Source organism: Paraburkholderia dilworthii (genome assembly GCF_000472525.1).
Taxonomy (GTDB): Bacteria; Pseudomonadota; Gammaproteobacteria; order Burkholderiales; family Burkholderiaceae; genus Paraburkholderia; species Paraburkholderia dilworthii.
In genome coordinates, this window is record NZ_AWZT01000001.1 from 342,840 (window position 1) to 367,709 (window position 24,870).

The window sequence follows — 24,870 nt, forward strand, 5'->3', positions numbered from 1 at the left end:
GAGGAGCCGGGAATCGGTTTTCCTCACACCTTGCCTTTCCATGGGACCAGCACGCGTTCAACATAACGCATCAGCAGATCGAAACAGAGCGCAAAAAAGCCGATCACGATGATTCCCATGATCACCACATCGCTCGCCAGAAACTCCGCCGCGTTAAGCACCATGAAGCCCAGTCCGCTGGTCGATGCGACCATCTCCGCGGCGACCAGGGTCGTCCAGCCGACGCCGATGCCGATGCGCATGCCAGTAAATATTTCGGGCAGCGCGGACTTCAGGATCACGTGGAGGACCACCTGGGTACGCGAGGCGCCCATCGAATAGGCGGCATGGATCTGCTCGATGGATACCGAGCGCACGCCAGCGCGCGCCGCTATCGCAAGAGGCGCGAAAATGGCGAGGTAAATCAGAAGGACCTTGGAGAATTCGCCAATGCCGAACCAGATGATGATGAGCGGCAGATAGGCGAGCGGCGGCAGCGGGCGGTAGAACTCGATCGGTGGATCGAATGCGCCGCGCGCGAAACGCGATACGCCCATCATCACGCCGACAGGGATGGCGGTCAGACAGGCCAGCGCGAAAGCGCCGAACACGCGCAACAGGCTGATACCGGTGTGCTGCGCAAGTGTCGAATTGGCAAAGCCCTCGGTGGCGACATAGACGAACTTGGCGTAAACGGCCTGCGGGGACGGCAAAAACAGGGGCTTGATCCAGTGCAGGTTGGTCGCCGCGAACCAGAGCGCGATGAAAGCAGCGACGGTGATCAGGCTCGTCGCGACACTGCTTCCTTGCCCCGGCACACCGAATGTGTCGCCGGGCTTAGCGGGCTTCTTCGCGAGAACACGAGGGCCCCGGCCGGGTTTGCGCGGAGGGCGAACGGCTGCGTCCGCTTCCCGGGGAGCCGCATTGCCGTGCATCACGGCGTGAGCAGATTTTGAGCTAAACATGCGCCACCTCGGCTTGGGCGCCGTGCATCTTCTCGTCGCCGTAAATGATGTTGAGAACACGCTCTCGCATTTCGATGAAATCCGGACTCGATTTGATAGCGCGTGCGTCACGTGTTTCGAGAAAGCGCCGGTTAAAGTCAAGTTCATAGGTATGCGTGATACGGCCTGGCCGCGGCGACATCACGATCAGATGGCTCGCAAGAAATAGCGCTTCTTCGACGCTGTGGGTGATGAAGAAGAACATCTTGTTGGTCTTCTTCCAGACGTCGAGCAGGAGTTCCTGGATAGTCTCTCGCGTGAGCGCGTCGAGCGCAGCCATTGGTTCGTCCATTAGCAGCATCGCGGGATCGCAGGTCAGTGCGCGGGCGATCCCGACGCGCTGCTGCATGCCGCCGGAGAGCTGATAGATCATGTGCTTGTGGAAGTCCTGCAAGCCGACCAGCGCCAGATTGCGGACTGCGATCTCGCGCCGCTGCGCTCTCGGCACGCCCTGAAGCTTGAGACCGAACTCGGCGTTATCAATGACATTGAGCCACGGCAACAGCGCGTGCTTCTGAAACACCACGCCGCGGTCGGCGCCCGGGCCGGCGATCGTTTCTCCACCGAGCAGCAGTTCACCCTCAGTCGGCGCGATGAAGCCGGCCATCAGCGAAAGCAATGTGGTCTTGCCGCATCCCGACGCGCCCAATGCGACTACGAAGTCGCCCGTGCGAATCGTCAGGTTGATGTTGTCAAGTGCCTGCACGGTCTGACCGGGACGCCGTCCCGGAAAGACCACGCTCACGTTTCTGACTGTCATGTTTTCCATGTTGCCTCCAGGTCCGGCGGATTTCGATCAGTTCATTTGAGCTTCGCTGCGGCCTCGGCATAAGCCGGCGTCACGAATTTCGAGTAGTCCGGCAGAACGGTGCTGATCTGTTTCTGGCTCTTGAGGAATTCCGACGTGTCCTTCAGCGCAAGAGCGGCGCGGCTTGTTGTGCCGCCGCCGAGCCATTGCTGGGACGCCTGCTCCTGGAGCGTCGGGAAGGCATAGAGCGACAGCGATCCAGGCACCTCCGCCGGTGAGCCGCCGATCATCTTCGCGATGGCCGCGGCTTGCGGCGACGTCGCGTTCCATTGCGAAGGATTGCGCCTATATTGCTCGTCGGCGTCGGCAATCGCCCGGACCAGTTTTGCCATGAACTCCTTATGATCCTCGCCCCATTTGCGATCGACCACAATCCCGTCAAACGTGGGCTTGCCGAGCTTGGAGAGGTCGCCGGAAGTAATCAGCACCTTGCCGCTTTTCTTCAATTCCGAGAGCGCCGGATTCCACACGTAGGCAGCATCGATGTCGCCACGCTCCCAGGCCGCGACAATCTGGTTCGGCTGCATGTTGAGGATCTTTACGTCAGATGGATTGATGCCCCAGTGCTGTAGCGCGAACATGGTGTGATAGTGGGTCGTGGAAACGAACGGCACGCCGATGGTTTTGCCCTTCAGATCCGCGGGCTTCGTCACGCCGGAGCCGTTACGCACGACCATCGCTTCGGCCTGGTTGATGTTGTCCAGAATCCAGAAAAGCTGCAGATCGAGACCTTGACTGACGGCCGCAGCGAGCGGACTGGAGCCGATCACGCCAACCTTCACGTCACCGGATGCAAGCGCGGTGGCAACTTTTGCCCCAGACTCGAATTGCCGCCAGTTGATCTTGTAGCCAGTCGCTTTTTCGATCGATCCGTTCGCGATGCTGACCACCCAGGGATCGACGATCTGCTGGTAGGCGATTGTGATTTCCTTATCGTCAGCATAGGACGGCGCCGCCACGAGGCTCGCGGCCGCGGCCAGCACGAGAGACAGGACGCGCGCCGTCCATAGGAACGGCGAGCGGGATATCGAGTTTTTATGGTGTTTCATAATAGGTCTCTCACGTAGCTGGCTATGGAGCAGGAAGTCGTGTCGAGCACGACCGGTGCTTGTCCCGATCGCGGCGAACGGGGTGATTCGAGTATCGTCAGTAAAAAATAGAGCAAGTTAGTGCCAGACGCCGCCGATCGTTGAGTCCACATTGCCGGTTCGCGGGCGCTCCTTGCGCCCTTGCCGAAACGCAACGCGCGCCGACAATAGTGGCCATGCGCACCCACGCCGCCGCAGCCGCGCGGTGCATCGCATTTCAGGAGGAAGCATGTCTAGCCGTACTTCGACGGCTCTTTGGACCCAGCGTTTTCAGCGTTCGGCCGACTCCAATATGAGCCTGCAAGGGCAGATTCGCCAGATGCTGGTCGCCGCGATTCTGGATGGGCAACTGCCGCCGCAGACCGCGTTGCCGTCGAGCCGCGAGCTGGCCGATCAATTGAGCGTCGCTAGGAATACGGTCGTGCTGGCCTATCAGCAACTGGTGGAAGAGGGCTATCTGATATCGCGCGAGCGCAGCGGGCACTTCGTTAATCCGGCGATGCTCGAAGGGCGCCTTGGTACCTTCGCGGCACAGACGGTTGCCACGTGCCCGGCCAACGAGACCATCGCGCGGCCAGATTGGGCTCACCGGGTTCAGCGGCGGCCTTCTGACCAGCGCAATATCGTTAAGCCCGGCAACTGGCAAAGTTACGAGTACCCGTTTATCTACGGACAGTTCGACCAGTCGCTGTTCCCGACCAACGACTGGCGCGAGTGCTGCATGAAGGCGCTTTCGGTGATGGAGATCCGCAACTGGGCGCCCGATCTGATCGGACGCGATGACGACACGCTGATCCAGCAAATTCGCACGCGAGTGCTGCCGCGGCGCGGCGTCTTTGCAATGCCGGATGAAATCGTGATCACAATCGGCTGCCAGCAGGCGCTCTATCTCGTCGCCGATCTGCTTGCCCGCGAGCACACCACCGTGGGATTCGAGAACCCCGGCTATCCCGATGCCCGCAACATCTTTGAAAACCGTAATGCGCTGCTGTTGCCGCTGCCGGTCGATGAAGGCGGGGTGCGTCCCGTCGAGGACGCCGACCTGTTTCGACAGTGCGATTATGTCTACGTGACGCCGAGCCACCAGTGTCCCACAACGGCCACCATGCCGATTCAACGCAGGCATGCGCTACTGGAACTTGCGCAGCAACATGACTTTGTGCTGATCGAGGATGACTACGAAAGCGAAAACAATTTCTCCGGTACTCCGCACCCGGCGTTAAAGAGCCTGGATACGGCGGATCGGGTTATCTACATTGGCAGTCTGTCGAAGACCTTTGCGCCCGGCTTGCGCCTCGGGTATATCGTCGGGCCCCGCGAGCTGGTTACCGAGTTGCGCGCATTACGGCGGCTGATGGTGCGTCACCCGGCGGCATACATCCAGCGCGCATTCGCTACCTTTCTCGCGCTTGGCCACCATGACGCGCTGCTGCGCAAGCTGGCGTACGCATATCGCGAACGCGCCCAGGTGCTGATGGCCGCCCTCGACGCTCATCTGCCCGAAGCCCGTCATTTTCCCGTTACCGGCGGCGCTTCGTGCTGGGTCGAGGGGCCGCCCTGGCTTGACGCAACGCGCCTCGCCGCCGACGCCGAGGCGCACGGCATCCTGATCGAGTTGGGCAGCGTATTCTTTATGAACGGACGGGAGCAGAACAATTGCTTCCGCATGGGCTTTTCGGCGATCAGGCTCGACAAGATCGATGCGGGCGTGCGCCTCCTGGCCCAACTCGTGCGCGAGCAGCAGCCGAAGGGTTGAATACGGCAGAGCCGCGACGGCCCTTCCCTAGAACGTCTCGACGAGTTCTCGCGCCGCCTCCTTAAGCCGCGGCACGAATTCGAGCGCCCGCGAAAGCGGTGCGCGCGACACCGGTGCATGGACGGCGACCGCCGCGATGCAGGTACCGCTCGCATCGACGATCGGCGCCGCCACGCATACGATACCGGCCACGAACTCTTCATTGTCGATGGCAATGCGCTTGTGCGAGGTCCGGTCGAGTTCGGCTTCGAGCAATTCGGTATCGGTGATGGTGTTCGGCGTGAAGCGTTCGAGTTTCAGCGCGCGCACGAGCGCCGCGCGTTGTTCGCGTGGCTGCATGGCGAGCAGCAGCTTGCCGCTTGCGCTGCAATACGCGGGCACGTGCGAGCCGGGCTTGAGATCGAGGCGCAACGGCCACGGCGCTTCAACCCGGTCGAGATAGAGCACGTCGGTTTCATGCAGCATCGTCAGGTTGCAGGTCTCGCCCAGATCGGCGACGAGCCGCGCGAGGATCGCATGGCGTAAGCGGCGCGAGCCCGAATGCATCATGACGCCAACGGCCAGTTGCGCCAGTCGTGGGCCGATCACATAAGCGTTTTTCTGACCCGGCTCGCGGATCACGAGGCCACCCGCCTCCAGTGAAGCAAGCATGCGATGCAGCGAAGCCTTGGGCAGCGTGACCTCTTGCGCGATGTCCGCCAGTGAGACGGGGCCTTCGGTGTTGACGAGGTGTTCGAGCAGCGCGAATGCGCGCAGCGTCGGGGTATCCGCTTTAGTCACGTCCGCCGTTCCGGAAAATTGGTCGGCATCATTGTACAGGCCACCTTGATCGGGGCGGCTCCTCGACCGATCGACTGACGCGGAGGCCGAATTCGGCGCGGCACCGTTGCGTTTTCCGGAACGCGGAGCCCGCGCAAAATCTGATTCGGCGACTTCGCCGGTTGTCGCACGGGCTTCAGGGTCGATGTCCATTGCTCAATCTCCTCGAAAGCGTGAGCCGCCATTGTCGTGGTTTGCCGCGGACATGCCCGCACTGAGCAGCGGGGCGATCTTCAAGGCGGATTCCTTGAGCCGGGGCACGGCTTGCAGCAATTCCTGCAGGCTCGCCCGCGCGGTAGGCGCATGAATGGCGAGCGCCGCGAGCACGTGAGCGTCGGCAGTGTTCCACACCGGCACTGCGACGGCGACCATGCCCCGCACGAATTCTTCGTTGTCGATGCCAATGCCGCGGGCGGCCAGGCGATCCAGTTCGGCCTCGAGCAAACTCGATTCAGTCAGCGTGCCGTGGGTTCTCCGGTCGAGCGTCAGCCGCGCGAGCACGAGACGGCGTTCGGCCACCGGCATATGCGCAAGAAACAGCTTGCCGCTGGCCGTGCAGTGCAGCGGAACGCGCGTGCCGGGCTCCAGATGCAAGCGCAACGGCTCGGTGGTTTCCACCCGCTCGACGTACAGCACGGTGTCGCGGTCGAGCGCGGTGAGGTTGCAAGTCTCACCGAGCGCTTCCACGAGCGAGCGCAGCAGCGAGCGGCAGGCGCGCCCAAACGTATTGTTGGCGAGAGTGGTCAGTGCGAGCCGCGCCGCTCTCGGGCCCAGCGTGATGCCACGGTCAGCGCCGCGCGAATCGGGCAGGTGTGTCACATAGCCTTGTGCTTCAAGCGATTCGATCAGCCGCATCAGCGTCGCTTTGGGAATGCGCAGCCGCACCGACAGCTGCGACAGCGAAAACGGCTGTCCTGCTACCGCGAGTTGTTCAAGCACGGACAGGGCGCGCAACGCCCTTGAGTCTTCGGCAAGTTTGTCGTTGCGCGCGACGGGACAAGGTTCTTGCATAGCGCTTCCTTGCTGTCGAAAAGAGTCGAGGTTCCGCATCCGTTGCGTGGCCTATCGTCCAACTCGGAAATGAAACAAAAATGTCTGTTTTCGTTTCACATGAACCGATGGTAAGGGGAAATCCTTGAACTTGGAACGTCTCTTACATAAATTCGACCGAAACGTACCGGTTTATTAAAACAGGAGACATATCACATGGCAGACCGATTCGACTTTGTCGTCGTCGGCGCAGGATCGGCCGGTTGCGTGCTGGCGAACCGGCTTTCCGAAGGAGGCCGTTATTCCGTCTGTCTACTGGAAGCCGGGCCTGCCGACCGGTTCATGTGGATTCACATCCCCATCGGTTATGCCAGGACGATGTTCCATCCCGTCTACAACTGGGGTTTCTATACCGACCCCGACCCGAACATGCACAACCGCCGTTTGTACTGGCCACGCGGACGCACGCTCGGCGGTTGCAGTTCGATCAACGGTCTGATCTACGTGCGTGGTCAGCGCGACGACTACGATCACTGGGCAAGGCTCGGCAACGGCGGCTGGAGCTGGCAGGAGTGCCTGCCGTATTTCAAGCGCCTCGAGCACAACGAACTTGGCGAATCGCCCACGCGCGGTGTCGGCGGTCCGCTGTGGGCCTCGACCATCAAACAGCGGCACGAACTGGTGGACGCGTTCATTGCGGCTTCGAATTCATTAGGCGTAGAAACCGTCGAGGACTTCAACACGGGCGACCAGCAAGGCGTCGGCTACTATCAGTTGACGACGCGGCACGGTTTGCGGTGCTCGACAGCCGTGGCCTACCTGAAGCCTGCACGGCACAGAGCTAACCTTCACGTGGCGACGGAAGCCACGGCTTCGAAGATCCTCTTCGAGGGGACGCGCGCCAGTGGCGTGCAATACCGGCAACATGGCGCGCTGCGGGAAGTGCGCGCGAATCGCGAAGTCATTCTGGCAGCAGGCGCGTTGCAGTCTCCGCAACTGCTGCAACTGTCCGGTGTGGGGCCGGCTGCGCTGTTACGGGAGTATGGCATTCCGGTGGTGGCCAATCGCGCGGGCGTCGGCGAAAATCTGCAAGACCATCTGCAAATCCGTCTGATCTATGAGGTGAGCAAGCCGATCACGACAAACGATCAACTGCGCTCCTGGACGGGCCGCGCGAAGATGGGCCTTCAGTGGGCGCTGATGCGCAGCGGGCCGCTTGCGGTCGGCATCAACCAGGGCGGCATGTTTTGCCGGGCGTTGCCGCACGAGTCGAGAACGCCGGACATCCAGTTTCATTTCTCCACTTTATCGGCGGATTCCGCTGGCGGCGACGTGCACGCGTTTCCCGGTTGCACCTACTCCGTTTGCCAACTGCGCCCCGAGTCGCGTGGGACGGTGCGCATTCGCGCCGCCGACATGCGTGAGGCGCCATCCATCCAGCCCAACTATCTCGACACGGACCTCGACCGGCGCACGGCGATTGCCGGCCTGCGCTTCGCGCGGCGCGTCGCCGCCGCGAAGCCGATGGCCGCGCTGATGAAGCGTGAAGTGCGGCCAGGCGCAGAGGCGCAGACCGACGACGAGCTCCTGCATTTCTGCCGCGAATACGGACAGACAATTTTCCACCCGTCGGGCACCGCGAAGATGGGGCCGGCCAGCGATCCGCTCGCGGTCGTCGACGAACGCTTGCGCGTGTACGGAACGCGAGGTCTGCGCGTGGTCGATTGCTCGATCATGCCGACTCTCGTGTCGGGCAATACCAATGTGCCGATCGTCATGGTGGCTGAGAGAGCGTCGGACATGATCCTCGACGACGCGCGCAGCGCCGATCGAGGCGCGGCGACGACGCCTGCGCGCGCAGTGGCCGTCTAGTGCGAACAACCGCGGACCACGGACCACCGTCTGTGACAGCCGCAACACGCAGTGCTCGCGGCACCCCTTCGTGGGCGGTGCGAGCGCTGTCTATAAGGCGCCCCGGAGGAGACAACTGGGGTCTACCGTCCGGCCGCTGCTTGACGACTTAGAACTCAGGACTCAGCGCGGCATGGTCGTCCATTGAGGAGCTGCTATGGCAATCGATTCCCGTGCTGTACGTCGTGTCGCGTTCGCCAGCGTCATCGGCGCAACTGTCGAATGGTATGACTTCTTTCTTTATGGCGTCGTGGCCGGCATCGTTTTCAACAAGCTGTATTTTCCGGCGAACGATCCGCTGGTGTCGACGCTGCTCGCCTACACCACCTTCGCAGTCGGCTTCGTCACGCGGCCGCTGGGTGGCATCGTGTTCGGCCATTTCGGCGATCGGATCGGCCGCAAGTCCGCGTTGATCCTGACGCTCGTGATCATGGGCGTTTCGACGGCGGGTGTCGCCTTTGTGCCCACCTACGCGCAAATTGGCATCTGGGCGCCGATCCTGCTGTTATCGCTGCGGGTGCTACAAGGCATCGGGCTGGGCGGAGAGTGGGGCGGCGCGGTCCTGATGGCCTACGAATACGCGCCGCCTCAACGGCGCGGCCTGTATGCCAGCCTGCCGCAGATCGGTTTGTCGATCGGACTATGCCTCGCCTCCGGCATGGTCGCGGGACTTTCCCGGCTGCTGCCCGAAACGGCGTTCCTGGCGTGGGGCTGGCGGATCGCATTCGGCGCCTCGCTCGGCCTCGTCCTGATCGGACTTTATATTCGCGTCAAGGTCATGGAAACCCCCGAGTTCCTTGCGCTCAAAAGGAACCGGCGCGAAGTGAAGATACCGTTTGTCGACATGATCACGCGCTATCGCGGCGCAGTGGTGCTCGGCATGGGCGCGCGTTATATCGACGGCGTTTTCTTCAATGTCTTCGCGGTGTTCTCGATCGGCTACCTGACGCAGCATGTCTCGATGAGCCGTACCGATGCATTGCTCGGCGTGATGATAGCGGCGGCCGTCATGTGTTTCTTTATTCCGTTGTTTGGCAATCTGTCCGATCTGCTCGGTCGCGCGCGCGTGTATCGCTGGGGCTCGCTGATTTGCGGCGCGTCGGTATTTCCAGCGTTCTGGCTGATGGAGAGTCAGCCGGCCAACACGATGATGATCTGGCTAGCGATCATCATTCCCTTCGGCATTTTCTACGCCGTGGTGTACGGTCCCGAGGCCGCGCTCTTTGCTGAACTGTTCGACGCTGAAGTTCGCTATACAGGTATTTCGTTCGTGTACCAGTTCTCCGGCATCTTCGCGAGCGGGCTCACGCCGATCATCGCCACGGTGATGGTACGCATGAACGGCGGCAAACCGTGGACGGTCTGCGCGTATGTGCTGTTCGCGGCGCTGGTGTCGGCATGGTCGGCGCGTGCGATCGAGAAGAGACGGATGGGGACTTTCGGGGCAGTCGTACAGGCACGATGACCGGCAACGTTTTACGGGCAGCCAGTCGCGACGTACGCACGGCGTGCGTTGGTACGGCTGCATGCCCCGCCTGGCCGTTGTCCACCTGTCTCACTCCCGGAATGTCTTCGCGGTCTCCTCCGCGGCGTGGCGCAAGTCCGGCAGGAAGGTGAGCAGATCGTCCAGCGTGACGCGGCCGACGGGTGCCTGAACGGCAATCGCCGCGCACGCCCGGTTACGATCGAGTATGACGGGCACGGCAATGGCGATCAGCCCTTGCAAGTGCTCCTGATTGTTGATCGCGAGCAATCGGCGACGTGTGGTCGTCAGTTCCTTGCGCAACGCGTCCCGGTCGGTGATGGTTCGCTCGGAATAGCCGCGTAGCGGCAGCGTTTCGATCATCCGCTCACGTCTTTCCTTTGGAAGAAAGCTGAGCAGCAGCTTGCCGCTCGCCGAGCAGTGCAGCGGCACGTGCGAGCCCGGCTGAAGATGCATGCGCAGCGGCCACTCCGTTTCGACGCGGTCCACGTACACCACGTCGTTGCCTGAGAGCATCGTCAGATTGCAGGTCTCGCCGATTTTCGCCACCAGCTGTTCGAGCAGCACATGGCGAGCCGCGGCCGGCCCCGCGTGCATCAGCACGTTGACCGCGAGCGTGCGCACGCGCGGCGAACATTCATACAAACGATCGCCCGCGCCGCGTGTGACGAGCCATGCGTCCATCAATTGCACGAGGATCCGGTGCACCGTCTGTTTGGGGAGGCCGAGCGCGTTGACGAGATCCGTCATCGACATTGGGACGCCGGCTTCGGCAAGTATTTCGAGGACCCTAAACGCGCGCACCGCCGCTGCATTCGACTGATTGGAAGTCGTCATTCCCTCTCCTGGCCGCCGGATTCATCCGTATCCACAGGATCAATTTTGCATCGACTTGATCGTTTTTCGGGACTAAGGAAAGTACCGAATTTTGCATGTTTCGATGCTATGGAGTGCGTTATAAGCGATAGCGCAAAAAACGGGACTTCGGATTGGACCCGGCTCGCTAGATTGATACCACCGCAGCCACTCTTTTCCATCCGGAGTTGAACGTATGAATGCCAGGGACACTGGAGTCGAACTCAGAAACACACCTGTGGACAGCGAAGCGGAGCGCATCGCGGCATCGCTCGTTGCGCGCGCCCGCGCCGCGCAGCGCAGATTCGAGAGCGCGGGGCAGCAGGCGCTGGACACAGCGTCAGCGGCAGCCGCGTGGGCCATCATGGAGCCTGGGCGCAACCGGCAGCTTGCCGACCTCGCTGTGCGCGACACGGGCCTCGGCAATGCGGACGACAAGTACCGCAAGAACTTTCGCAAGACGCTCGGCCTGCTGCGCGATCTGCACGGCCAGAAAACTACGGGTGTGATCGCCGGGGACAAGGCGCGCGGCATTGTCGAAATTGCGCGCGCGGCCGGCGTGGTCGCGGCGGTCACGCCGTCCACCAATCCCGCGGCGACGCCGGCCAACAAGATCATCAATGCGCTCAAATGCGGCAATGCGGTAATTGTCGCACCGTCGCCGAAAGGGTATTCGTCTTGCGCGCTGCTGCTCGAGTTCATCCACGAGCAATTCGACAAGGCCGGCATTCATCCGGACCTCGTCCAGATGCTGCCCGCGCCGATCAGCAAGCCGGCGACCGCGGCCCTGATGCGGCATTGCGATCTGGTGGTTGCGACCGGCTCGCAGGCGAACGTGCGCATGGCCTATGCAAGCGGGACGCCCGCCTTCGGCGTGGGCGCGGGCAACGTTGCATCGATCGTCACCGCATCCGCCGATCTGCGGGATTCGGCGCGCAAGATTCTTCACTCGAAAACGTTCGATAACGCGACGAGCTGTTCTTCCGAAAATAGCCTCGTGATCGAAGACGCGGTATATCAGCCGATGTTGTCCGAACTGGCCGCATGCGGCGGCGTGCTGCTCGACGCCGCCCAGAAAGCCCGTTTGCAGGCAGCGATGTGGGTCGACGGCAAGCTTTCCGAACAGTGCACCGCGAAGTCGGCTGAAGTGATCGCGCGGGTCGCGGGCCTGGAGGAGGTCGCCGCGCGCCGCCCCGCCTTTCTGATGGTGGAGGAAAGCGGTGCTGGCGCCGACTATCCCTTCTCCGGCGAGAAACTCGCGCCGGTTCTCGCCGTGTATCGCGCGGCCGATTTCGACGCGGCGGCCGGCGTGGTGCGCGACATCTACGAATATATGGGCGCAGGACATTCCGTCGGGCTGCATTCCGGCGACGCGGGCCAGGCGGTTCGACTCGGCGTCACGCTGCCGGTCGCGCGCGTCATTGTGAATCAGGCGCACTGCCTGGCTACCGGCGGCAATTTCGATAACGGTCTGCCATTCTCGCTTTCAATGGGCTGCGGCACGTGGGGCCGCAACAATTTCTCGGACAACCTTGGGTTTCGCCATTACCTGAACATCACGCGGATTGCCTATCCGATTGAAGAGCGCGTACCGGAAGTGGACGAACTGCTCGGGGACTTCTTCAAAAGGTTCGGCCAATGAAAACGCCTGCAACGATTCGTGCGCTCATTGACGAGCGCGCCGCGCAGTACGCGGATAAGCCCTTTCTGCTGACCGCGCTCGACGAAGAAGGAATGCAACTGGACGGGCGGCATGAAAAGGTACTGACGTTTCGTGAACTGCGCGATGACTGCCGCATGCTGGCAACGCGCTTCGGGGAGGCCGGCTTGCAGCGCGGCGATGTCGTGTCGGTGTTCATGGGCAACGGCATTCAGACCGCGCGTCTGTTGCTCGCCGCGATGTACAGCGGGCTGATTGCGAACCCGCTCAATCTGTTGTGCCAGGCGTCGCAAGTGCGTTATATCGTCGAGCATTCGGATACGCGGATGATTTTCGTCGCACGCGACACGCACGACGCGATCGAAGCGGCCGTGGCCGATTTGCGGGTAGACGGCCTGAGCCGCGAGATCGCGTTGATTCAAACAGAACCGGACGCTATCGCACCGCCGGAACTAGCGCGCTGCGAGCCGGCTTGGGCGGAAACGGTGCCGCCGCGCGGCGCGGCGCGGTCTGCGTCGGCCCTCGAAGCAGCCCCCGCTTCCACGCAGCGCGTTGCAGAAGAGAACCCGATATACGGTTCGGATGCCGAAGACGTGGCTCTGCTGATGTACACCTCGGGCACGACAGGCACGCCCAAAGGCGTCATGCTGACGCATCGCAACCTGCTGGCGAACGCGCGCAACATCACCGGCGAACACCGGCTGAACGCTGATGACCGCGTGCTAGCTTCGCTACCGCTTTATCACATCAACGGCCTGGTCGTGACCCTGCTCGCGCCGCTCTTTCACGGCGGTTCGGTGGTGATCACATCGCGCTTTTCCGCCCGCACGTTCTGGCGTGACGTCGCGCGTCATGCATGCACCTGGATCAATGTAGTCCCGACGATCGTCGCCTATCTGCTCAACGCCGACGAACCCTGCACCTTCGATCTGTCGGCGCTGAAGTTCTGCCGCAGCGCATCGGCGGCGCTGCCTGTCGATCACCATCGTGCCTTCGAGGCGCGTTTCGGTATCGGCGTGATCGAGACTATGGGTATGACTGAAACGGCCGCGCCAGTATTCAGCAATCCGTATGATTCCGAGCGCCGGCGCATCGGCAGCATCGGACTGCCTTCGGGTGGCGAGGCGAAAGTGATCGATCGCAATGGCCGCGAGTGCGCGCCCAACGAATGCGGCGAACTCGTCTTGCGCGGGGAACAGGTGATGGGCGGCTATTACAAACAACCGGAAGAAACCTCGGCGGCCTTCACCGCCGATGGCTGGCTGCGCACCGGCGACCTCGGCTACCGCGACGACGACGGCTACTTCTACATCAACGGCCGCGCGAAGGAGCTGATCATCAAGGGCGGCGAAAACATCGCGCCGCGCGAGATAGACGAAGCGTTGCTCAGGCATCCCGATGTACAGGATGCGGCAGCGGTCGGCATGCCCGATCCGGCTTATGGACAGGACATCGTCGCCTTTGTGGTGCCGCGCCTAAGAGAAGGGCAGCCCGCGCCAGATCCGGCGGATTTGCGCGAGCACTGCCTGCGCGAACTCGGCCGCTACAAGACGCCGAAGGAATTCCGTTTTGTCGATGAACTTCCGCGTGGGCCGTCGGGCAAGGTTCAGCGGCTCAAGCTGGTGCCCACCTGAGATAGCGCCGACGTCAGACGGTTGAGCCAGCAGGTACACGTTGGTAGTCGTGATCCGTCACATGCATCGGCGGATCACGGACGACCTGGACACACATAAGAGAGATAGGAGACAGTATGGAGACGCGTATCCGGCGTGTCAAAACACGCCATATCATCCTCGCGGTCATGTGCCTGATGTACTTCATTTCGTACATCGATCGCGTGAATATCGCAGTGGCGGGTCCGTTGATTCGCCATGAAATGGGCCTCACGACGGTCCAGCTTGGGCTGGTGTTCTCGGCATTCGCTTATCCGTATGCCGCGATGCAGATTGTCGGCGGCTGGCTCGCCGACAAGTACGGGCCGAAAGTAGTGCTTACGGTGCTTTCGCTGATATGGGGCGCTGCCACGTTCGCCACGGGTTTTGCCGGCAGCGTCACGACTCTCGTGCTGCTGCGCTTCGCGCTCGGCATCGGCGAAGGCGGCGCGTTTCCGACCGCCACGCGTGCGTTTACCTACTGGATGCCGGTCGGCGAACGTGGCTTTGCGCAAGGCATTACACATAGCTTTGCGCGCCTGGGCGGTGCGGTCACGCCGCCGCTTGTTCTGGCGGTGGTGGCCACGGGAGGCTGGCGCGACGCATTTATCCTGCTCGGCGTCGCGAGTCTCGCGTGGACGGTGCTTTACCTCTTCGTGTTCACGAACTCGCCGGAACAGAACCGGCGCATCACGCCCGAGGAAACAGCGGAAATCGGCTACCGTACGGGCGACTGCGACCGCGCAAAGCACGCGGCCACTCCGTGGCGCAAGCTAATCCGCCGGATGTGGCTCGTCACGTTCGTCGACTTCTGTTATGGATGGTTGCTGTGGGTCTATTTGACCTGGCTGCCGTCGTACCTCAGGGAGTCACGCGGATTCGATCTCAAACAGCTTGCATTGTTCACGGCGTTGCCGTTGCTTGCAGGTGTGATCGGCGACACGCTTGGCGGCGTCGTATCCGACAAGATCTACAAGGTTACCGGGCGATTGCGGTTCGCGCGCTGCGCGGTGCTGGTGGTCGGCATGGGCGGCTCGCTGGCGTTTCTGCTGCCGATGGTATCCGCGTCCAATCCGCTCACCGCCGTGCTGTTGCTGTCTGCATCGTTCTTCTTCCTCGAAATCACCAATCCTGTGCTGTGGACCTTGCCGCTCGACATTGCCGGCAAGTATGCGGGCACGGCCGGCGGCATGATGAACACAGGTTTCGGCGTGGCGGGCATGGTGTCCCCGGTGGTATTCGGTTATCTGATTGAGAAGAGCGGCAGCTACAACGTCCCGTTCAATATCTCAGCGGGTCTGCTCGCGATCGGTGTCGTGGCGGCACTTTTCATCGATACCAGCAAGACGGTCGAGGCCGACGAGGAACGCAAGCGCGAAGCCGGCGTGCAGATCGACAGCATGCCTGCGTTCCTGCCCGCAGGAGCGGCGGTGCGGCTGGAGCGTCATCACTTGCGCCGCCCGTTGCGATGGCGCAAGTGAAGTGCGCCGGATGCACGCGCGCTGGCCGATCTCAGCTGCCCGGCTTAAGCGCGCGTAAGCGCATGATCAGACTCGATGTATCGAAGCGGCTGCCGCCCAGGGCCTGAACCTCGGCGTAGAACTGATCGACAAGCGCGGTCACCGGCAGGGATGCTCCGTTACGCCTCGCCTCCTCCAGGCAGAAGCCAAGGTCCTTGCGCATCCAGTCAACTGCAAAGCCATAATCGAACTTGCCGTCGATCATGGTTTTGCCGCGGTTATCCATCTGCCAGCTTGCCGCTGCACCCTTGCTGATCACTTGCAGCACTCGCTCCATGTCGAGGCCCGCGAGCTGACCGAAGTTAATTGCCTCCGACAATCCCTGCACCATTCCGGCGATGCAGATCTGGTTGACCATCTTCGCCAGTTGCCCTGCGCCGACAGGGCCAATCAGTGTGACGGCCGCCGCATAGTGCTCAAGTATCGAAGACGTTCGCTCGAAGACCGACGGCTCGCCGCCGCACATGATCGTTAGCTTGCCGTTCTGCGCGCCGGACTCGCCGCCTGAAACCGGCGCATCGATGAAATGCAGGCCTTGCTGTGCCGCGATATCCGCGAGTTCACGCGCGACGTTGGCCGACGCCGTCGTGTGGTCGACAAACACGGTGCCCGGTGCCATACCGGCGAATGCGCTCTCGTCGCCGAGAGTGATGCTGCGCAGATCGTCGTCGTTGCCGACGCACGCGAGCACCACATCGGCACCGTCAGCGGCTTCTCGCGGGGTGCGCGCCATCCGGCCGCCGTACTCGGACGCCCATTGTTCCGCTTTCGACGTGGTGCGGTTGTACACCGTCACTTCGAGGCCGGCTTTCATGAGATGGCCGGCCATCGGATAACCCATCACGCCGAGGCCGAGAAACGCGACGCGACGAACTGGGGGCGGGGAGGGCTGCGCTGCTGGGTGACTCATGATGTCTCCGTAGACGGGGGCGGGGTTGGGGTGGGGCGATTATTATGGCAAGGATAGTTGCAGGCGGGTGTCGCACTCTGGCGGTGAGGTGTTCATGCTGTGCGCTCTCCACACCCGTCCTGTCGGGTGCTGCCTGAAATTGCACCGAGCATCGTTACATGCCACGGCATCCGAATCTTGACGGTTCTCCTTAACGGCCGGTCAAGACCATTTAGCATCCATTCCCTGTGGCCGAACCGGATCTGGGCTCCACGCCCGAAAAGGGTGCGCGTTGACGCATCGCAGTGCAGGCCATCACCGAGCGCGGGCACAAAAGACGTCTGAAACGCCCCAAAGGCCAATTTCTTCGTTGGCACGCTTCCCGCTTAAGAGAGTGGGCAAGGAGCCGGCGCATCATCCGGTTCATCAGACAATCTGGAAATGGACGGCTAGGGTTCCGGCCTGCTTCTCGCAGGCGCTGGTCCGAGAGCTGTCGACCTCAGGCGAGGTTACACGGCGGGATAAAAGCCCGGGAGAGAACGCGATGTTTGCGCTGCTCCCTGCCGCCGCTAACCGTCCCCTCCGAGGTCAACCTCATGCGCAAGCTCGTTCGCTGTCTCTGCATTGCCGCCATCTCCCTCGCCACATTCGCCTCCAGTGCCGCGTTCGCCGCGGGTCGCAACGACTTCAAGGTTTGCTGGACCATCTACGCGGGCTGGATGCCGTGGGGCCAGGCAAAAACTCAAGGCATCGTCTCCAAGTGGGCCAGGAAGTACGGCATCAACATCGATGTCGTGCAGTTGAACGACTACGTTGAGTCCATCAATCAGTACACAGCCGGCAAGTTCGACGGCTGTGCGATGACCAATATGGACGCGCTCACCATTCCTGCCTCGGGCGGTGTCGATTCGACGGCGTTGATTGTCAGCGACTACTCCAACGGCAACGACGGCGTGCTCATCAAGGGCAAGGGCAAACAGATCGCCGATCTGAAAGGTCAGCAGGTCAACCTCGTGCAGTTCTCCGTGTCTCATTACCTGCTCGCGCGCGCATTGGAAAGCGCGCACATGAGCGAGCGCGACCTCAAGGTGGTGAACACATCCGACGCCGACATTTCAGGTGCCTTTGCGACGCCTGCCGTTCACAACGCGGTCACGTGGAATCCGATGCTCGCCGACCTGAAAGCGCAGCCGAACGTCACCGAGGTCTTCGATTCGAGCAAGATTCCAGGCGAAATCATGGACATGATGGTCGTCAACACGAAGACGCTGCAGGCGAATCCGGCGCTCGGCAAAGCGCTGACGGGCGCCTGGTTCGAAATGGTCGCGTTGATGCACAGCAATTCTGCAGAAAGCACCTCCGCTTTGACTGCGATGGCGAAGGCCTCCGGCACCGACCTCGCAAACTTCAGAGGTCAGCTTTCGACAACGGCGCTTTTCTACACGCCGAAGGCCGCACTCGACTTCGTCACGAGCCCCGACATGCCGAAGATCATGTCGCGCGTCGCAAAGTTCTCCTTCGACCACGGTCTGCTCGGACAGGACGCCCGCAGCGCGGACGCCGTGGGCATGGCGTTCGACAAGAACGTCGTGGTTGGCAACAAGAACAACGTCAAGCTCCGTTTTGACCCGACCTACGTCGAGATGGCTGCCGCGGGCAAGCTTTGACACGGACATTCCCGGCTTAAACAGGCGGTCACCATGAGACTCATCAATCGACATCCGAGCCGAATCGGCGGCCTGATGCTACTTCTGCTGCCGTTCGTCGTGCTGTTGGCTGTTTATTTTATGGGGTCCGCCGAGCGCCTCAAGCTCAACCCTGATGACAAACTGCTGCCGAGCGCGGCGCAAATGAGCGATGCCGTGAAGGCGGTCGCATTCACCGAGGACATGCGCACAGGTGAGTTCCTGTTGTGGGCCGACACGCTGTCGAGCTTGAGACGACTCGGAATCGGCCTTCTCGTGAGCGCGGTGATTGCTCTTGTGGTGGCCGTAGCGACCGGCTCTGTTCCGGTGGTCAGTGCAACGCTCACGCCATTCGTCACCGTGATCTCGATGGTGCCGCCGCTCGCGGTCCTGCCGATTCTTTTCATCGTGTTTGGACTCGATGAATTGTCGAAGGTGGTGCTCATCGTCATCGGCATTACGCCCATGATCGTTCGGGACTTGCATGCTCGAGCGAGAGAAATTCCCACGGAACTGTGGGTCAAGGCTCAGACGCTGGGAGCCACCAGTTGGACTTTGATCTTGCGGCTGGTGCTGCCACAACTGTTGCCGCGATTGCTTTCGGCGATGCGTCTTTCGCTCGGGTCTGCGTGGCTTTTTCTCATCGCAGCGGAGGCGATCGCTTCAACCGATGGTTTGGGCTACCGCATTTTTCTCGTGCGCCGCTATCTGTCGATGGACCTGATTCTGCCGTACGTCGCGTGGATTACGCTGCTTGCCTGGCTCACGGACGAACTGCTTCGCCGCATCACGCAGTGGTCCTTCCCATGGTACGGCGGAGGCGCGCGATGATCGAGGTCCGCAACGTATGGAAGGAGTATGGCGACCAGGTTGTCCTCGAGCGCTTGAATCTGACCGTCAAGGAGGGCGAGTTCTGTTCGATGGTCGGCGCGTCTGGATGCGGTAAATCAACATTTCTGCGACTTCTGCTGGGGCAGGAGCGAGCGACGCGCGGCGAGATTCTGCTGGACGGCCAGCCTTTGCCGGGAGAGCCGGACGCGCATCGCGGCGTGGTCTTTCAACGATACTCCGTGTTCGACCATCTGACTGTGCTGCGCAACGTGATGCTTGGACTGGAGCTTCCACGAGCGAAGTTTACGGGTCGGCTGTTCGGTGCCCAGCGACGTCGCGCGCGCGACGAGGCTACTGCGATGCTCGAACGCGTGGGTCTTGGCGCCGCCGCGAACAAGTATCCGCAGCAACTCTCCGGTGGTATGCAGCAACGCCTTGCAATCGCTCAGGCGCTGATGATGAAGCCTCGCGTCCTGCTGCTCGACGAGCCGTTCGGCGCGCTCGATCCCGGCATTCGTCAAGACATGCACGAGTTGCTGTCTGACCTGTGGCGCGAATCGAAGCTCACCATCTTTATGGTCACGCATGACCTGAAGGAAGGTTTCACCTTGGGTAGTCGCGTGCTCGTCTTCGACAAGGTGCGGGTGGACCCGCAAGCGCCCGGGGCCTACGGTGCGCGCATTACCTACAACATTCCGCTCGACCGTAGCCGCGAATCCGTATCCGCAGTCCATCTGGCTCAAGCGGCGGTGCAGGGCGCGTCGAGTGTCGAAGCAATATCGGACTGAAGGGAACCCGGATATGAATCTGCTACTTGAAGAAACCGTCCCTGGCGGCGGTCATACGTCGCTCATCGTCAAGCGCGGACAGTCGCTTCGCGTGACCGATTTGCGCGGTGGCGCTAACGTCAGCGTCATGATGGTCAATGCAACGGAAAAGAGCGAACGTCTCAACCTGCCTGATTCGCTGAAGTGCCAGCACACCGCGAAACTGACGACCGGCCACTGCCTGTATTCGGACATGGGCCGCGTTCTCGCTGCGATCGTGGCGGACACCTGCGGCTGGCACGACAGCATCGGCGGGGTATCGAACGCTGACGAAGTCTTCGAGCAATACGGCAGTGGCCGCTACCAGGAATTGCGCAACTCTTTCTATCGCAACGGTACCGACAACCTGCTCGTCGAGATGAGCAAGTGGGGGCTCACCATCTCCGACTTGCTGATGACGCTGAACCTCTTCAGTCGTGTCGACGTTAGCGACGCGGGAACACTCAGCTTCGTGAAGGGCAACTCGAAGGCCGGCGACTACATCGAGTTGTATGCGCCGATGAACACGCTGGTCGTGCTCACTGCGATCCAGCATCCGCTCGACCCTAGCCCTGAATATTCGCCGAAGCCTGTGAAGCTCGAATTGAGCGAGGCAGACCCGGGCGTGGCCGAAGTATGTCGCACCGCATGCGATGAGAACGTGCGCGGCTTTATCAATACCGAACGATTCTTCCTGTGAGCGGAGGACTACTCATGACCAGCACACTTGTTGTCAGTGACAAAAGGCCAGAAACGGCGGCTTTCCGCCAGACCGTCGCGGCTGGCGAACCCTGGCTTCACGAGGTAAAGGCAGGGCGCACATTGCGCATTGTCGATATCGAGGGCAATCAGGCGGTGGACACACTGTTCTATAGTCTCGCCGACCCTCATGAGCGTTTCGATCCCCAGCGTACGCTGCGTCGTCAGAAAAGCCTGTATCTGACAGCCGGTTCCGTTCTGTATTCGAATCGCGGCAACGCGATGTTGACCATCGTTGCGGACACCTGCGGTCGCCACGATACCCTCGGCGGTGCCTGCGCGCAGGAGAGCAACACCGTTCGTTATGCGCTCGAAAAGCGTTACATGCACAGCTGTCGCGACAACTTCCTGCGTGCCTGCGCTCATGACGGTCGCCTCTCTAAACAGGACGTCGGCGCGAACATCAACTTCTTCATGAACGTGCCGGTGACTGCCGAAGGCGGCCTTACCTTTGAAGACGGCATTTCTGCGCCGGGCAAGTATGTCGAACTGCGCGCGGAGATGGACGTCATCGTTCTGATTTCCAATTGCCCGCAGTTGAATAACCCGTGTAATGCCTACAACCCCACGCCTGCGGAGCTGCTGATATGGGACTGAAGCGTATTCGCAATTGGGTGTACTTGCTCCTGCTCGTCCGCTCGGGACGCTGCACGACCTGCACGCGCGAACAGTTGAATCTCGCAAATCGCTGACGCGACTTCGGCCGTGGACGACCGCGGCTGCAAATTCCCACGGCGGGACGGCCCGCCTTTGAGTCTGGGTTCCTCCCATGTTTGAGAAGATCCTCATCGCCAATCGCGGTGCAATCGCTTGCCGTATCCTCAGAACGTTGCGCGAGCTCGATGTCACCGGAGTCTCCATTTTCTCGGAAGCAGACAGAGGGAGCCGTCACGTAAGCGAAGCGCCTATTGCGCATGAACTGGGAGACGGCCCAGCAGCGATGACGTACCTCGACTCGACGAAGATCCTGGCAATTGCGCGCCGCGAAGGCGTGCAGGCGATTCATCCAGGGTATGGGTTTCTGTCGGAGAACGCGGCTTTCGGCGAGGCATGCGAAGCAGCGGGTATCGCCTTCATCGGCCCGACGCCCGCGCAGTTGCGAGCGTTCGGTCTGAAACATACGGCTCGCGAAATCGCCGGCAGTGAGGGCGTGCCGATGCTTAACGGCACCGGCTTGCTGGAAGACTTGCCGGCAGCACTCAAGGCAGCCAAAGCCATTGGCTATCCGGTGATGTTGAAAAGTACTGCCGGCGGTGGCGGTATCGGCATGCGGGTGTGTTGGAATCTCGATGAACTCCGCGCGCATTTCGACGCTGTCAAACGCCTTGGCGAAAACAACTTCAGCGATTCGGGCGTGTTCATCGAGAAGTACATCGAAAGGGCGAGGCATCTCGAAGTTCAGGTTTTCGGCGACGGAAAGGGAGACGCGATAGCGCTCGGCGTGCGCGACTGCTCGGTGCAGCGGCGCAATCAGAAGGTGCTGGAGGAAACCCCCGCGCCTTGCTTGCCGGAAGGTATAGCCGAAGCGTTGTGCGACGCGGCGGTCAAGCTTGCAAAGGCGGTCCATTATCGCTCTGCCGGTACCGTCGAATTCGTGTACGACAGTGCCGCTCAGCAGTTTTACTTTCTGGAAGTGAACACGCGACTGCAGGTGGAGCACGGTGTGACCGAACAGGTCTGGGGTGTCGACCTTGTTCGCTGGATGATCGAATTGGCGGCAGGAACACTTGCGCCGCTGAATGAGCTCGCCGCGGGTCTTGCACCGCGAGGCCATGCGATTCAGGCTCGACTTTACGCTGAAGACCCGGGCCGCGATTTCATACCGAGTCCGGGCCTCGTAACCGAGGTTGCTTTTCCGAAGGCCGATGGAAGCGCGCTGCGTATCGATACGTGGATTGAATCCGGTTGCGAGGTGCCGCCGTACTTTGATCCGATGCTGGCAAAGATCATCGCGTGGTCGCCGACGCGCGAAGAGGCGCGGCATGCGCTGAACGATGCGTTGCAGAACACACGCATCTTCGGCGTCGAGACAAACCGCGACTACTTGCGCCAGATTCTCGACGACCGGCCGTTTGCTTCGGGTGAACCTTGGACGCGGTGCCTGGAAGGACTCAAGTATCGAGCGAGTACCGTTGAAGTGGTCAGTGGCGGCACTCAGACCACGGTGCAGGATTTCCCCGGCCGACAGGGCTTCTGGGCGGTAGGCATTCCGCCGTCGGGTCCGATGGACGACCGCGCCATGCGGCTCGGCAATCGCCTGCTCGGCAACGAGCCGCAGGCGGCTGCTCTCGAAATCACAATGAGCGGGCCGACGCTGCGATTCAACACCGACGCCGTTATCGCCGTTACCGGTGCGGACATTCCGGTGCTGCTGGACGACGTCAGGCAACCGCTGAATACGAGCGTCTTTGTCCCGGCGGGTTCTGTGCTGGCGCTCGGTACGATTCGGGGCGCGGGCGCGCGCGCTTATATGTGCGTGCGCGGTGGTCTGGACGTTGCGGTGTATCTGGGCAGCCGCAGTACTTTCACGCTCGGTCAGTTTGGTGGACATGGGGGCCGCGCCATTCGCGCGGGCGACGTGCTTCACCTTTATCCACTGCAGGATATGCAAGCTGGCGCCGCGCTCGTCAATCTACCGAAGCTGGAGAGCGTGCGCACGATACGGGTGATCTACGGTCCGCAAGGCGCGCCGGAGTACTTCAGTGCCGCCTACATCGAGCGATTCCTCGATACGGAGTGGGAGATACATTTCAATTCCAGTCGTACCGGCGTGCGCCTCATTGGGCCGAAGCCGGAGTGGGCGCGCGAAGACGGCGGAGAAGCCGGGCTGCATCCGTCGAACATTCACGACAATCCCTACGCTGTGGGTGCCGTCGATTTCACCGGCGACATGCCTGTGATTCTCGGGCCAGACGGTCCGAGTCTTGGCGGGTTTGTGTGTCCGGTGACGATTATCGAAGCCGACCTCTGGCACATCGGTCAGCTGAAGGCAGGCGACAAGATTCGTTTCGTACCTGTAGAAATCGAGCATGCGCGCGAAGCGGCACGCGAGCGCAACCGCGAGTTGGAGAGCCTTGAGATTCGGCAGCGTGCGCCAATCGAGAGACGCCCGTTCCTGACGTCTCCGATTGTTCTCGACTCGGGCTCTGCCGGCGAAAGGCTCGTTGCACGCTTGTCGGGTGACACGCATCTTCTTCTGGAGATTGGTCCGCCGGAACTCGACCTCGTTTCGCGTTTTCGCGGGCATGCACTGATGCAGGCACTCGAAGCGAAAGCGCTTCCGGGCGTGATCGACCTCACGCCGGGAATACGTTCGCTTCAGATTCATTATCGGCCCGAGGATTTATCGCTGGCGCAACTGCTCGACATCGTGGGGAAGGCCTGGGAGCGGGTCCTGTTGATGAAAGACCTTCGCGTTCCGTCACGCGTCGTCCACATCCCTCTTTCATGGGACGACCCCGCGTGCCAGCTCGCGATTGAAAAGTACATGACCACGGTCCGCAAAGACGCGCCGTGGTGCCCGAGCAACCTCGAATTCATCCGGCGTATCAACGACCTCGAGTCTATCGACGCGGTCAAGCGCATCGTCTTCGACGCGAACTATCTCGTGATGGGGCTAGGCGACGTGTACCTGGGCGCACCGGTTGCGACGCCGCTCGATCCGCGTCACCGTCTGGTGACTACCAAGTACAACCCGGCGCGGACCTGGACTGCGGAGAATTCGGTGGGCATCGGCGGCGCGTATCTCTGTGTGTACGGAATGGAAGGGCCGGGGGGCTATCAATTCGTGGGCCGCACGCTGCAGATGTGGAATCGCTACCGCAAGGTCGCGGACTTCGCCGGGCAGCACTACTTACTTCGCTTCTTTGATCAGATCCGCTTCTACGAAGTCTCGCCCGAAGAACTGCTGCGCATTCGCGCTGACTTTCCGCTCGGACGCTACCCGTTGCGGATAGAGGAATCGGAGCTTTCTCTGCCGGACTATCAGGCGTTCCTTGCGAACGAATCTGCTGGCATTAACGAGTTCCGGTCCCGACAACAGGCAGCATTCGAAGCCGAGCGTGAGCGCTGGCGTGAAGCGGGCACATCGGAAGAGGCAATCGAGGCGCCCGTGGCCCAAGACGCTCAACTGAGTCCTCTTGACGACGGCGAGGTTGCAGTGGACAGCGAGATTGCGGGCAGCCTTTGGCAGGTGAAGGTAAAGACTGGCGACGTGGTTGCCGCAGACGACGTACTGCTTATCATCGAGTCGATGAAAATGGAAATATCCGTGTGTGCTCCGTGCGCTGGAACCGTCGGCGAGATTTACGTGGGTCCGGGCTCGCCTGTGCGCGCCGGGCAGCGGATCGCAGTCATTGAACGTCATTGAATACGA

General features: G+C 61.5%; 19 protein-coding genes and 1 riboswitch. Of the genes, 12 read left to right on the forward strand and 7 right to left on the reverse strand.

The genetic code is table 11. The features are described from left to right. Positions 1–23: 23 nt before the first annotated feature. From F759_RS0101910 to tauA, 3 genes are read right to left on the reverse strand one after another with little or no spacing between them, the layout of a single operon-like run. Positions 24–944 (reverse strand): ABC transporter permease subunit, encoded by a 921-nt coding sequence (locus F759_RS0101910; protein ID WP_027798344.1) that lies wholly within the window; start codon positions 942–944, stop codon positions 24–26. Next, a complete protein-coding gene (locus F759_RS0101915) occupies positions 937–1,752 on the reverse strand; it encodes a taurine ABC transporter ATP-binding protein (RefSeq protein WP_027798345.1) in 816 nt (271 codons plus the stop codon). The genes F759_RS0101910 and F759_RS0101915 overlap by 8 nt, the downstream gene beginning before the upstream one ends. Before the next feature lie 32 nt (positions 1,753–1,784). Then, complete coding sequence (gene tauA, locus F759_RS0101920; RefSeq protein WP_407668511.1) at positions 1,785–2,819, reverse strand: taurine ABC transporter substrate-binding protein; 1,035 nt, start codon at positions 2,817–2,819, stop codon at positions 1,785–1,787. Between the two features lie 289 nt (positions 2,820–3,108). On the opposite strand from tauA, the gene pdxR reads away from it, so the two are divergent. Beyond that, positions 3,109–4,635: a MocR-like pyridoxine biosynthesis transcription factor PdxR gene (pdxR, locus tag F759_RS0101925; RefSeq protein WP_027798347.1), complete on the forward strand. Its 1,527-nt coding sequence runs from the start codon at positions 3,109–3,111 to the stop codon at positions 4,633–4,635. 27 nt (positions 4,636–4,662) lie between these two features. Here the strand turns inward: pdxR and F759_RS0101930 are convergent, their stop codons facing one another. Continuing rightward, the gene (locus tag F759_RS0101930; RefSeq protein ID WP_027798348.1) at positions 4,663–5,415 is read right to left on the reverse strand and encodes an IclR family transcriptional regulator; all 753 of its coding nucleotides are present in this window, start codon (positions 5,413–5,415) and stop codon (positions 4,663–4,665) included. A gap of 195 nt (positions 5,416–5,610) precedes the next feature. Beyond that, positions 5,611–6,465 (reverse strand): IclR family transcriptional regulator, encoded by an 855-nt coding sequence (locus F759_RS37145; protein ID WP_036023335.1) that lies wholly within the window; start codon positions 6,463–6,465, stop codon positions 5,611–5,613. A gap of 195 nt (positions 6,466–6,660) precedes the next feature. Here F759_RS37145 and F759_RS0101940 point away from each other — a divergent pair, with 195 nt between their 5' ends. Beyond that, positions 6,661–8,316: a GMC family oxidoreductase gene (locus tag F759_RS0101940; protein ID WP_027798349.1), complete on the forward strand. Its 1,656-nt coding sequence runs from the start codon at positions 6,661–6,663 to the stop codon at positions 8,314–8,316. 196 nt (positions 8,317–8,512) lie between these two features. Then, positions 8,513–9,820, forward strand: a complete 1,308-nt coding sequence (locus F759_RS0101945) for an MFS transporter (RefSeq protein WP_027798350.1) — start codon at positions 8,513–8,515, stop codon at positions 9,818–9,820. Positions 9,821–9,910: 90 nt separating this feature from the next. Here F759_RS0101945 and F759_RS0101950 read toward each other — a convergent pair whose 3' ends face one another. Then, a complete protein-coding gene (locus F759_RS0101950) occupies positions 9,911–10,675 on the reverse strand; it encodes an IclR family transcriptional regulator (protein WP_027798351.1) in 765 nt (254 codons plus the stop codon). A 214-nt stretch (positions 10,676–10,889) separates the two neighbouring features. Here F759_RS0101950 and sauS point away from each other — a divergent pair, with 214 nt between their 5' ends. The 3 genes from sauS to F759_RS0101965 all read left to right on the forward strand — a co-directional run bounded on the left by sauS (position 10,890) and on the right by F759_RS0101965 (position 15,486). Continuing rightward, the gene (gene sauS, locus F759_RS0101955; protein ID WP_027798352.1) at positions 10,890–12,335 is read left to right on the forward strand and encodes an acylating sulfoacetaldehyde dehydrogenase; all 1,446 of its coding nucleotides are present in this window, start codon (positions 10,890–10,892) and stop codon (positions 12,333–12,335) included. Beyond that, positions 12,332–13,987, forward strand: a complete 1,656-nt coding sequence (locus F759_RS0101960) for an AMP-binding protein (RefSeq protein ID WP_027798353.1) — start codon at positions 12,332–12,334, stop codon at positions 13,985–13,987. The genes sauS and F759_RS0101960 overlap by 4 nt, the downstream gene beginning before the upstream one ends. A gap of 116 nt (positions 13,988–14,103) precedes the next feature. Continuing rightward, positions 14,104–15,486: an MFS transporter gene (locus tag F759_RS0101965; RefSeq protein ID WP_027798354.1), complete on the forward strand. Its 1,383-nt coding sequence runs from the start codon at positions 14,104–14,106 to the stop codon at positions 15,484–15,486. 31 nt (positions 15,487–15,517) lie between these two features. Here F759_RS0101965 and F759_RS0101970 read toward each other — a convergent pair whose 3' ends face one another. Beyond that, positions 15,518–16,435: an NAD(P)-dependent oxidoreductase gene (locus tag F759_RS0101970; RefSeq protein ID WP_027798355.1), complete on the reverse strand. Its 918-nt coding sequence runs from the start codon at positions 16,433–16,435 to the stop codon at positions 15,518–15,520. A 417-nt stretch (positions 16,436–16,852) separates the two neighbouring features. After that, positions 16,853–16,952, forward strand: a riboswitch (guanidine-I (ykkC/yxkD leader). A gap of 58 nt (positions 16,953–17,010) precedes the next feature. On the opposite strand from F759_RS0101970, the gene F759_RS0101975 reads away from it, so the two are divergent. The 6 genes from F759_RS0101975 (at position 17,011) to uca (ending at position 24,864) form a co-directional block, all read left to right on the forward strand. Continuing rightward, entirely contained in the window at positions 17,011–18,081 is a 1,071-nt protein-coding gene (locus F759_RS0101975) for a putative urea ABC transporter substrate-binding protein (protein WP_027798356.1), read from the forward strand. Between the two features lie 33 nt (positions 18,082–18,114). Further along, on the forward strand, positions 18,115–18,930 hold the full coding sequence (locus F759_RS0101980) for an ABC transporter permease (RefSeq protein WP_027798357.1): 816 nt from the start codon (positions 18,115–18,117) through the stop codon (positions 18,928–18,930). Next, positions 18,927–19,718 (forward strand): ABC transporter ATP-binding protein, encoded by a 792-nt coding sequence (locus F759_RS0101985; RefSeq protein ID WP_027798358.1) that lies wholly within the window; start codon positions 18,927–18,929, stop codon positions 19,716–19,718. The genes F759_RS0101980 and F759_RS0101985 overlap by 4 nt, the downstream gene beginning before the upstream one ends. 13 nt (positions 19,719–19,731) lie before the next feature. Beyond that, complete coding sequence (locus tag F759_RS0101990) at positions 19,732–20,436, forward strand: urea amidolyase associated protein UAAP1 (protein WP_027798359.1); 705 nt, start codon at positions 19,732–19,734, stop codon at positions 20,434–20,436. Between the two features lie 14 nt (positions 20,437–20,450). Continuing rightward, entirely contained in the window at positions 20,451–21,092 is a 642-nt protein-coding gene (locus tag F759_RS0101995) for an urea amidolyase associated protein UAAP2 (RefSeq protein WP_027798360.1), read from the forward strand. Between the two features lie 172 nt (positions 21,093–21,264). After that, entirely contained in the window at positions 21,265–24,864 is a 3,600-nt protein-coding gene (gene uca, locus F759_RS0102005) for an urea carboxylase (protein ID WP_027798361.1), read from the forward strand. The last annotated feature ends 6 nt before the right edge of the window (positions 24,865–24,870 follow it).

Coding starts and splice junctions, on each gene's coding strand:
- F759_RS0101910 (WP_027798344.1), bottom strand. CDS start 944: ATGTTTAGCTCAAAATCTGCTCACGCCGTGATGCACGGCAATGCGGCT.
- F759_RS0101970 (WP_027798355.1), bottom strand. CDS start 16,435: ATGAGTCACCCAGCAGCGCAGCCCTCCCCGCCCCCAGTTCGTCGCGTC.
- F759_RS0101950 (WP_027798351.1), bottom strand. CDS start 10,675: ATGACGACTTCCAATCAGTCGAATGCAGCGGCGGTGCGCGCGTTTAGG.
- F759_RS0101940 (WP_027798349.1), top strand. CDS start 6,661: ATGGCAGACCGATTCGACTTTGTCGTCGTCGGCGCAGGATCGGCCGGT.
- uca (WP_027798361.1), top strand. CDS start 21,265: ATGTTTGAGAAGATCCTCATCGCCAATCGCGGTGCAATCGCTTGCCGT.
- F759_RS0101960 (WP_027798353.1), top strand. CDS start 12,332: ATGAAAACGCCTGCAACGATTCGTGCGCTCATTGACGAGCGCGCCGCG.
- F759_RS0101975 (WP_027798356.1), top strand. CDS start 17,011: ATGCGCAAGCTCGTTCGCTGTCTCTGCATTGCCGCCATCTCCCTCGCC.
- F759_RS0101980 (WP_027798357.1), top strand. CDS start 18,115: ATGAGACTCATCAATCGACATCCGAGCCGAATCGGCGGCCTGATGCTA.
- F759_RS0101995 (WP_027798360.1), top strand. CDS start 20,451: ATGACCAGCACACTTGTTGTCAGTGACAAAAGGCCAGAAACGGCGGCT.
- F759_RS0101945 (WP_027798350.1), top strand. CDS start 8,513: ATGGCAATCGATTCCCGTGCTGTACGTCGTGTCGCGTTCGCCAGCGTC.
- pdxR (WP_027798347.1), top strand. CDS start 3,109: ATGTCTAGCCGTACTTCGACGGCTCTTTGGACCCAGCGTTTTCAGCGT.
- sauS (WP_027798352.1), top strand. CDS start 10,890: ATGAATGCCAGGGACACTGGAGTCGAACTCAGAAACACACCTGTGGAC.
- F759_RS0101965 (WP_027798354.1), top strand. CDS start 14,104: ATGGAGACGCGTATCCGGCGTGTCAAAACACGCCATATCATCCTCGCG.
- F759_RS0101915 (WP_027798345.1), bottom strand. CDS start 1,752: ATGGAAAACATGACAGTCAGAAACGTGAGCGTGGTCTTTCCGGGACGG.
- F759_RS0101985 (WP_027798358.1), top strand. CDS start 18,927: ATGATCGAGGTCCGCAACGTATGGAAGGAGTATGGCGACCAGGTTGTC.
- F759_RS0101990 (WP_027798359.1), top strand. CDS start 19,732: ATGAATCTGCTACTTGAAGAAACCGTCCCTGGCGGCGGTCATACGTCG.
- F759_RS37145 (WP_036023335.1), bottom strand. CDS start 6,465: ATGCAAGAACCTTGTCCCGTCGCGCGCAACGACAAACTTGCCGAAGAC.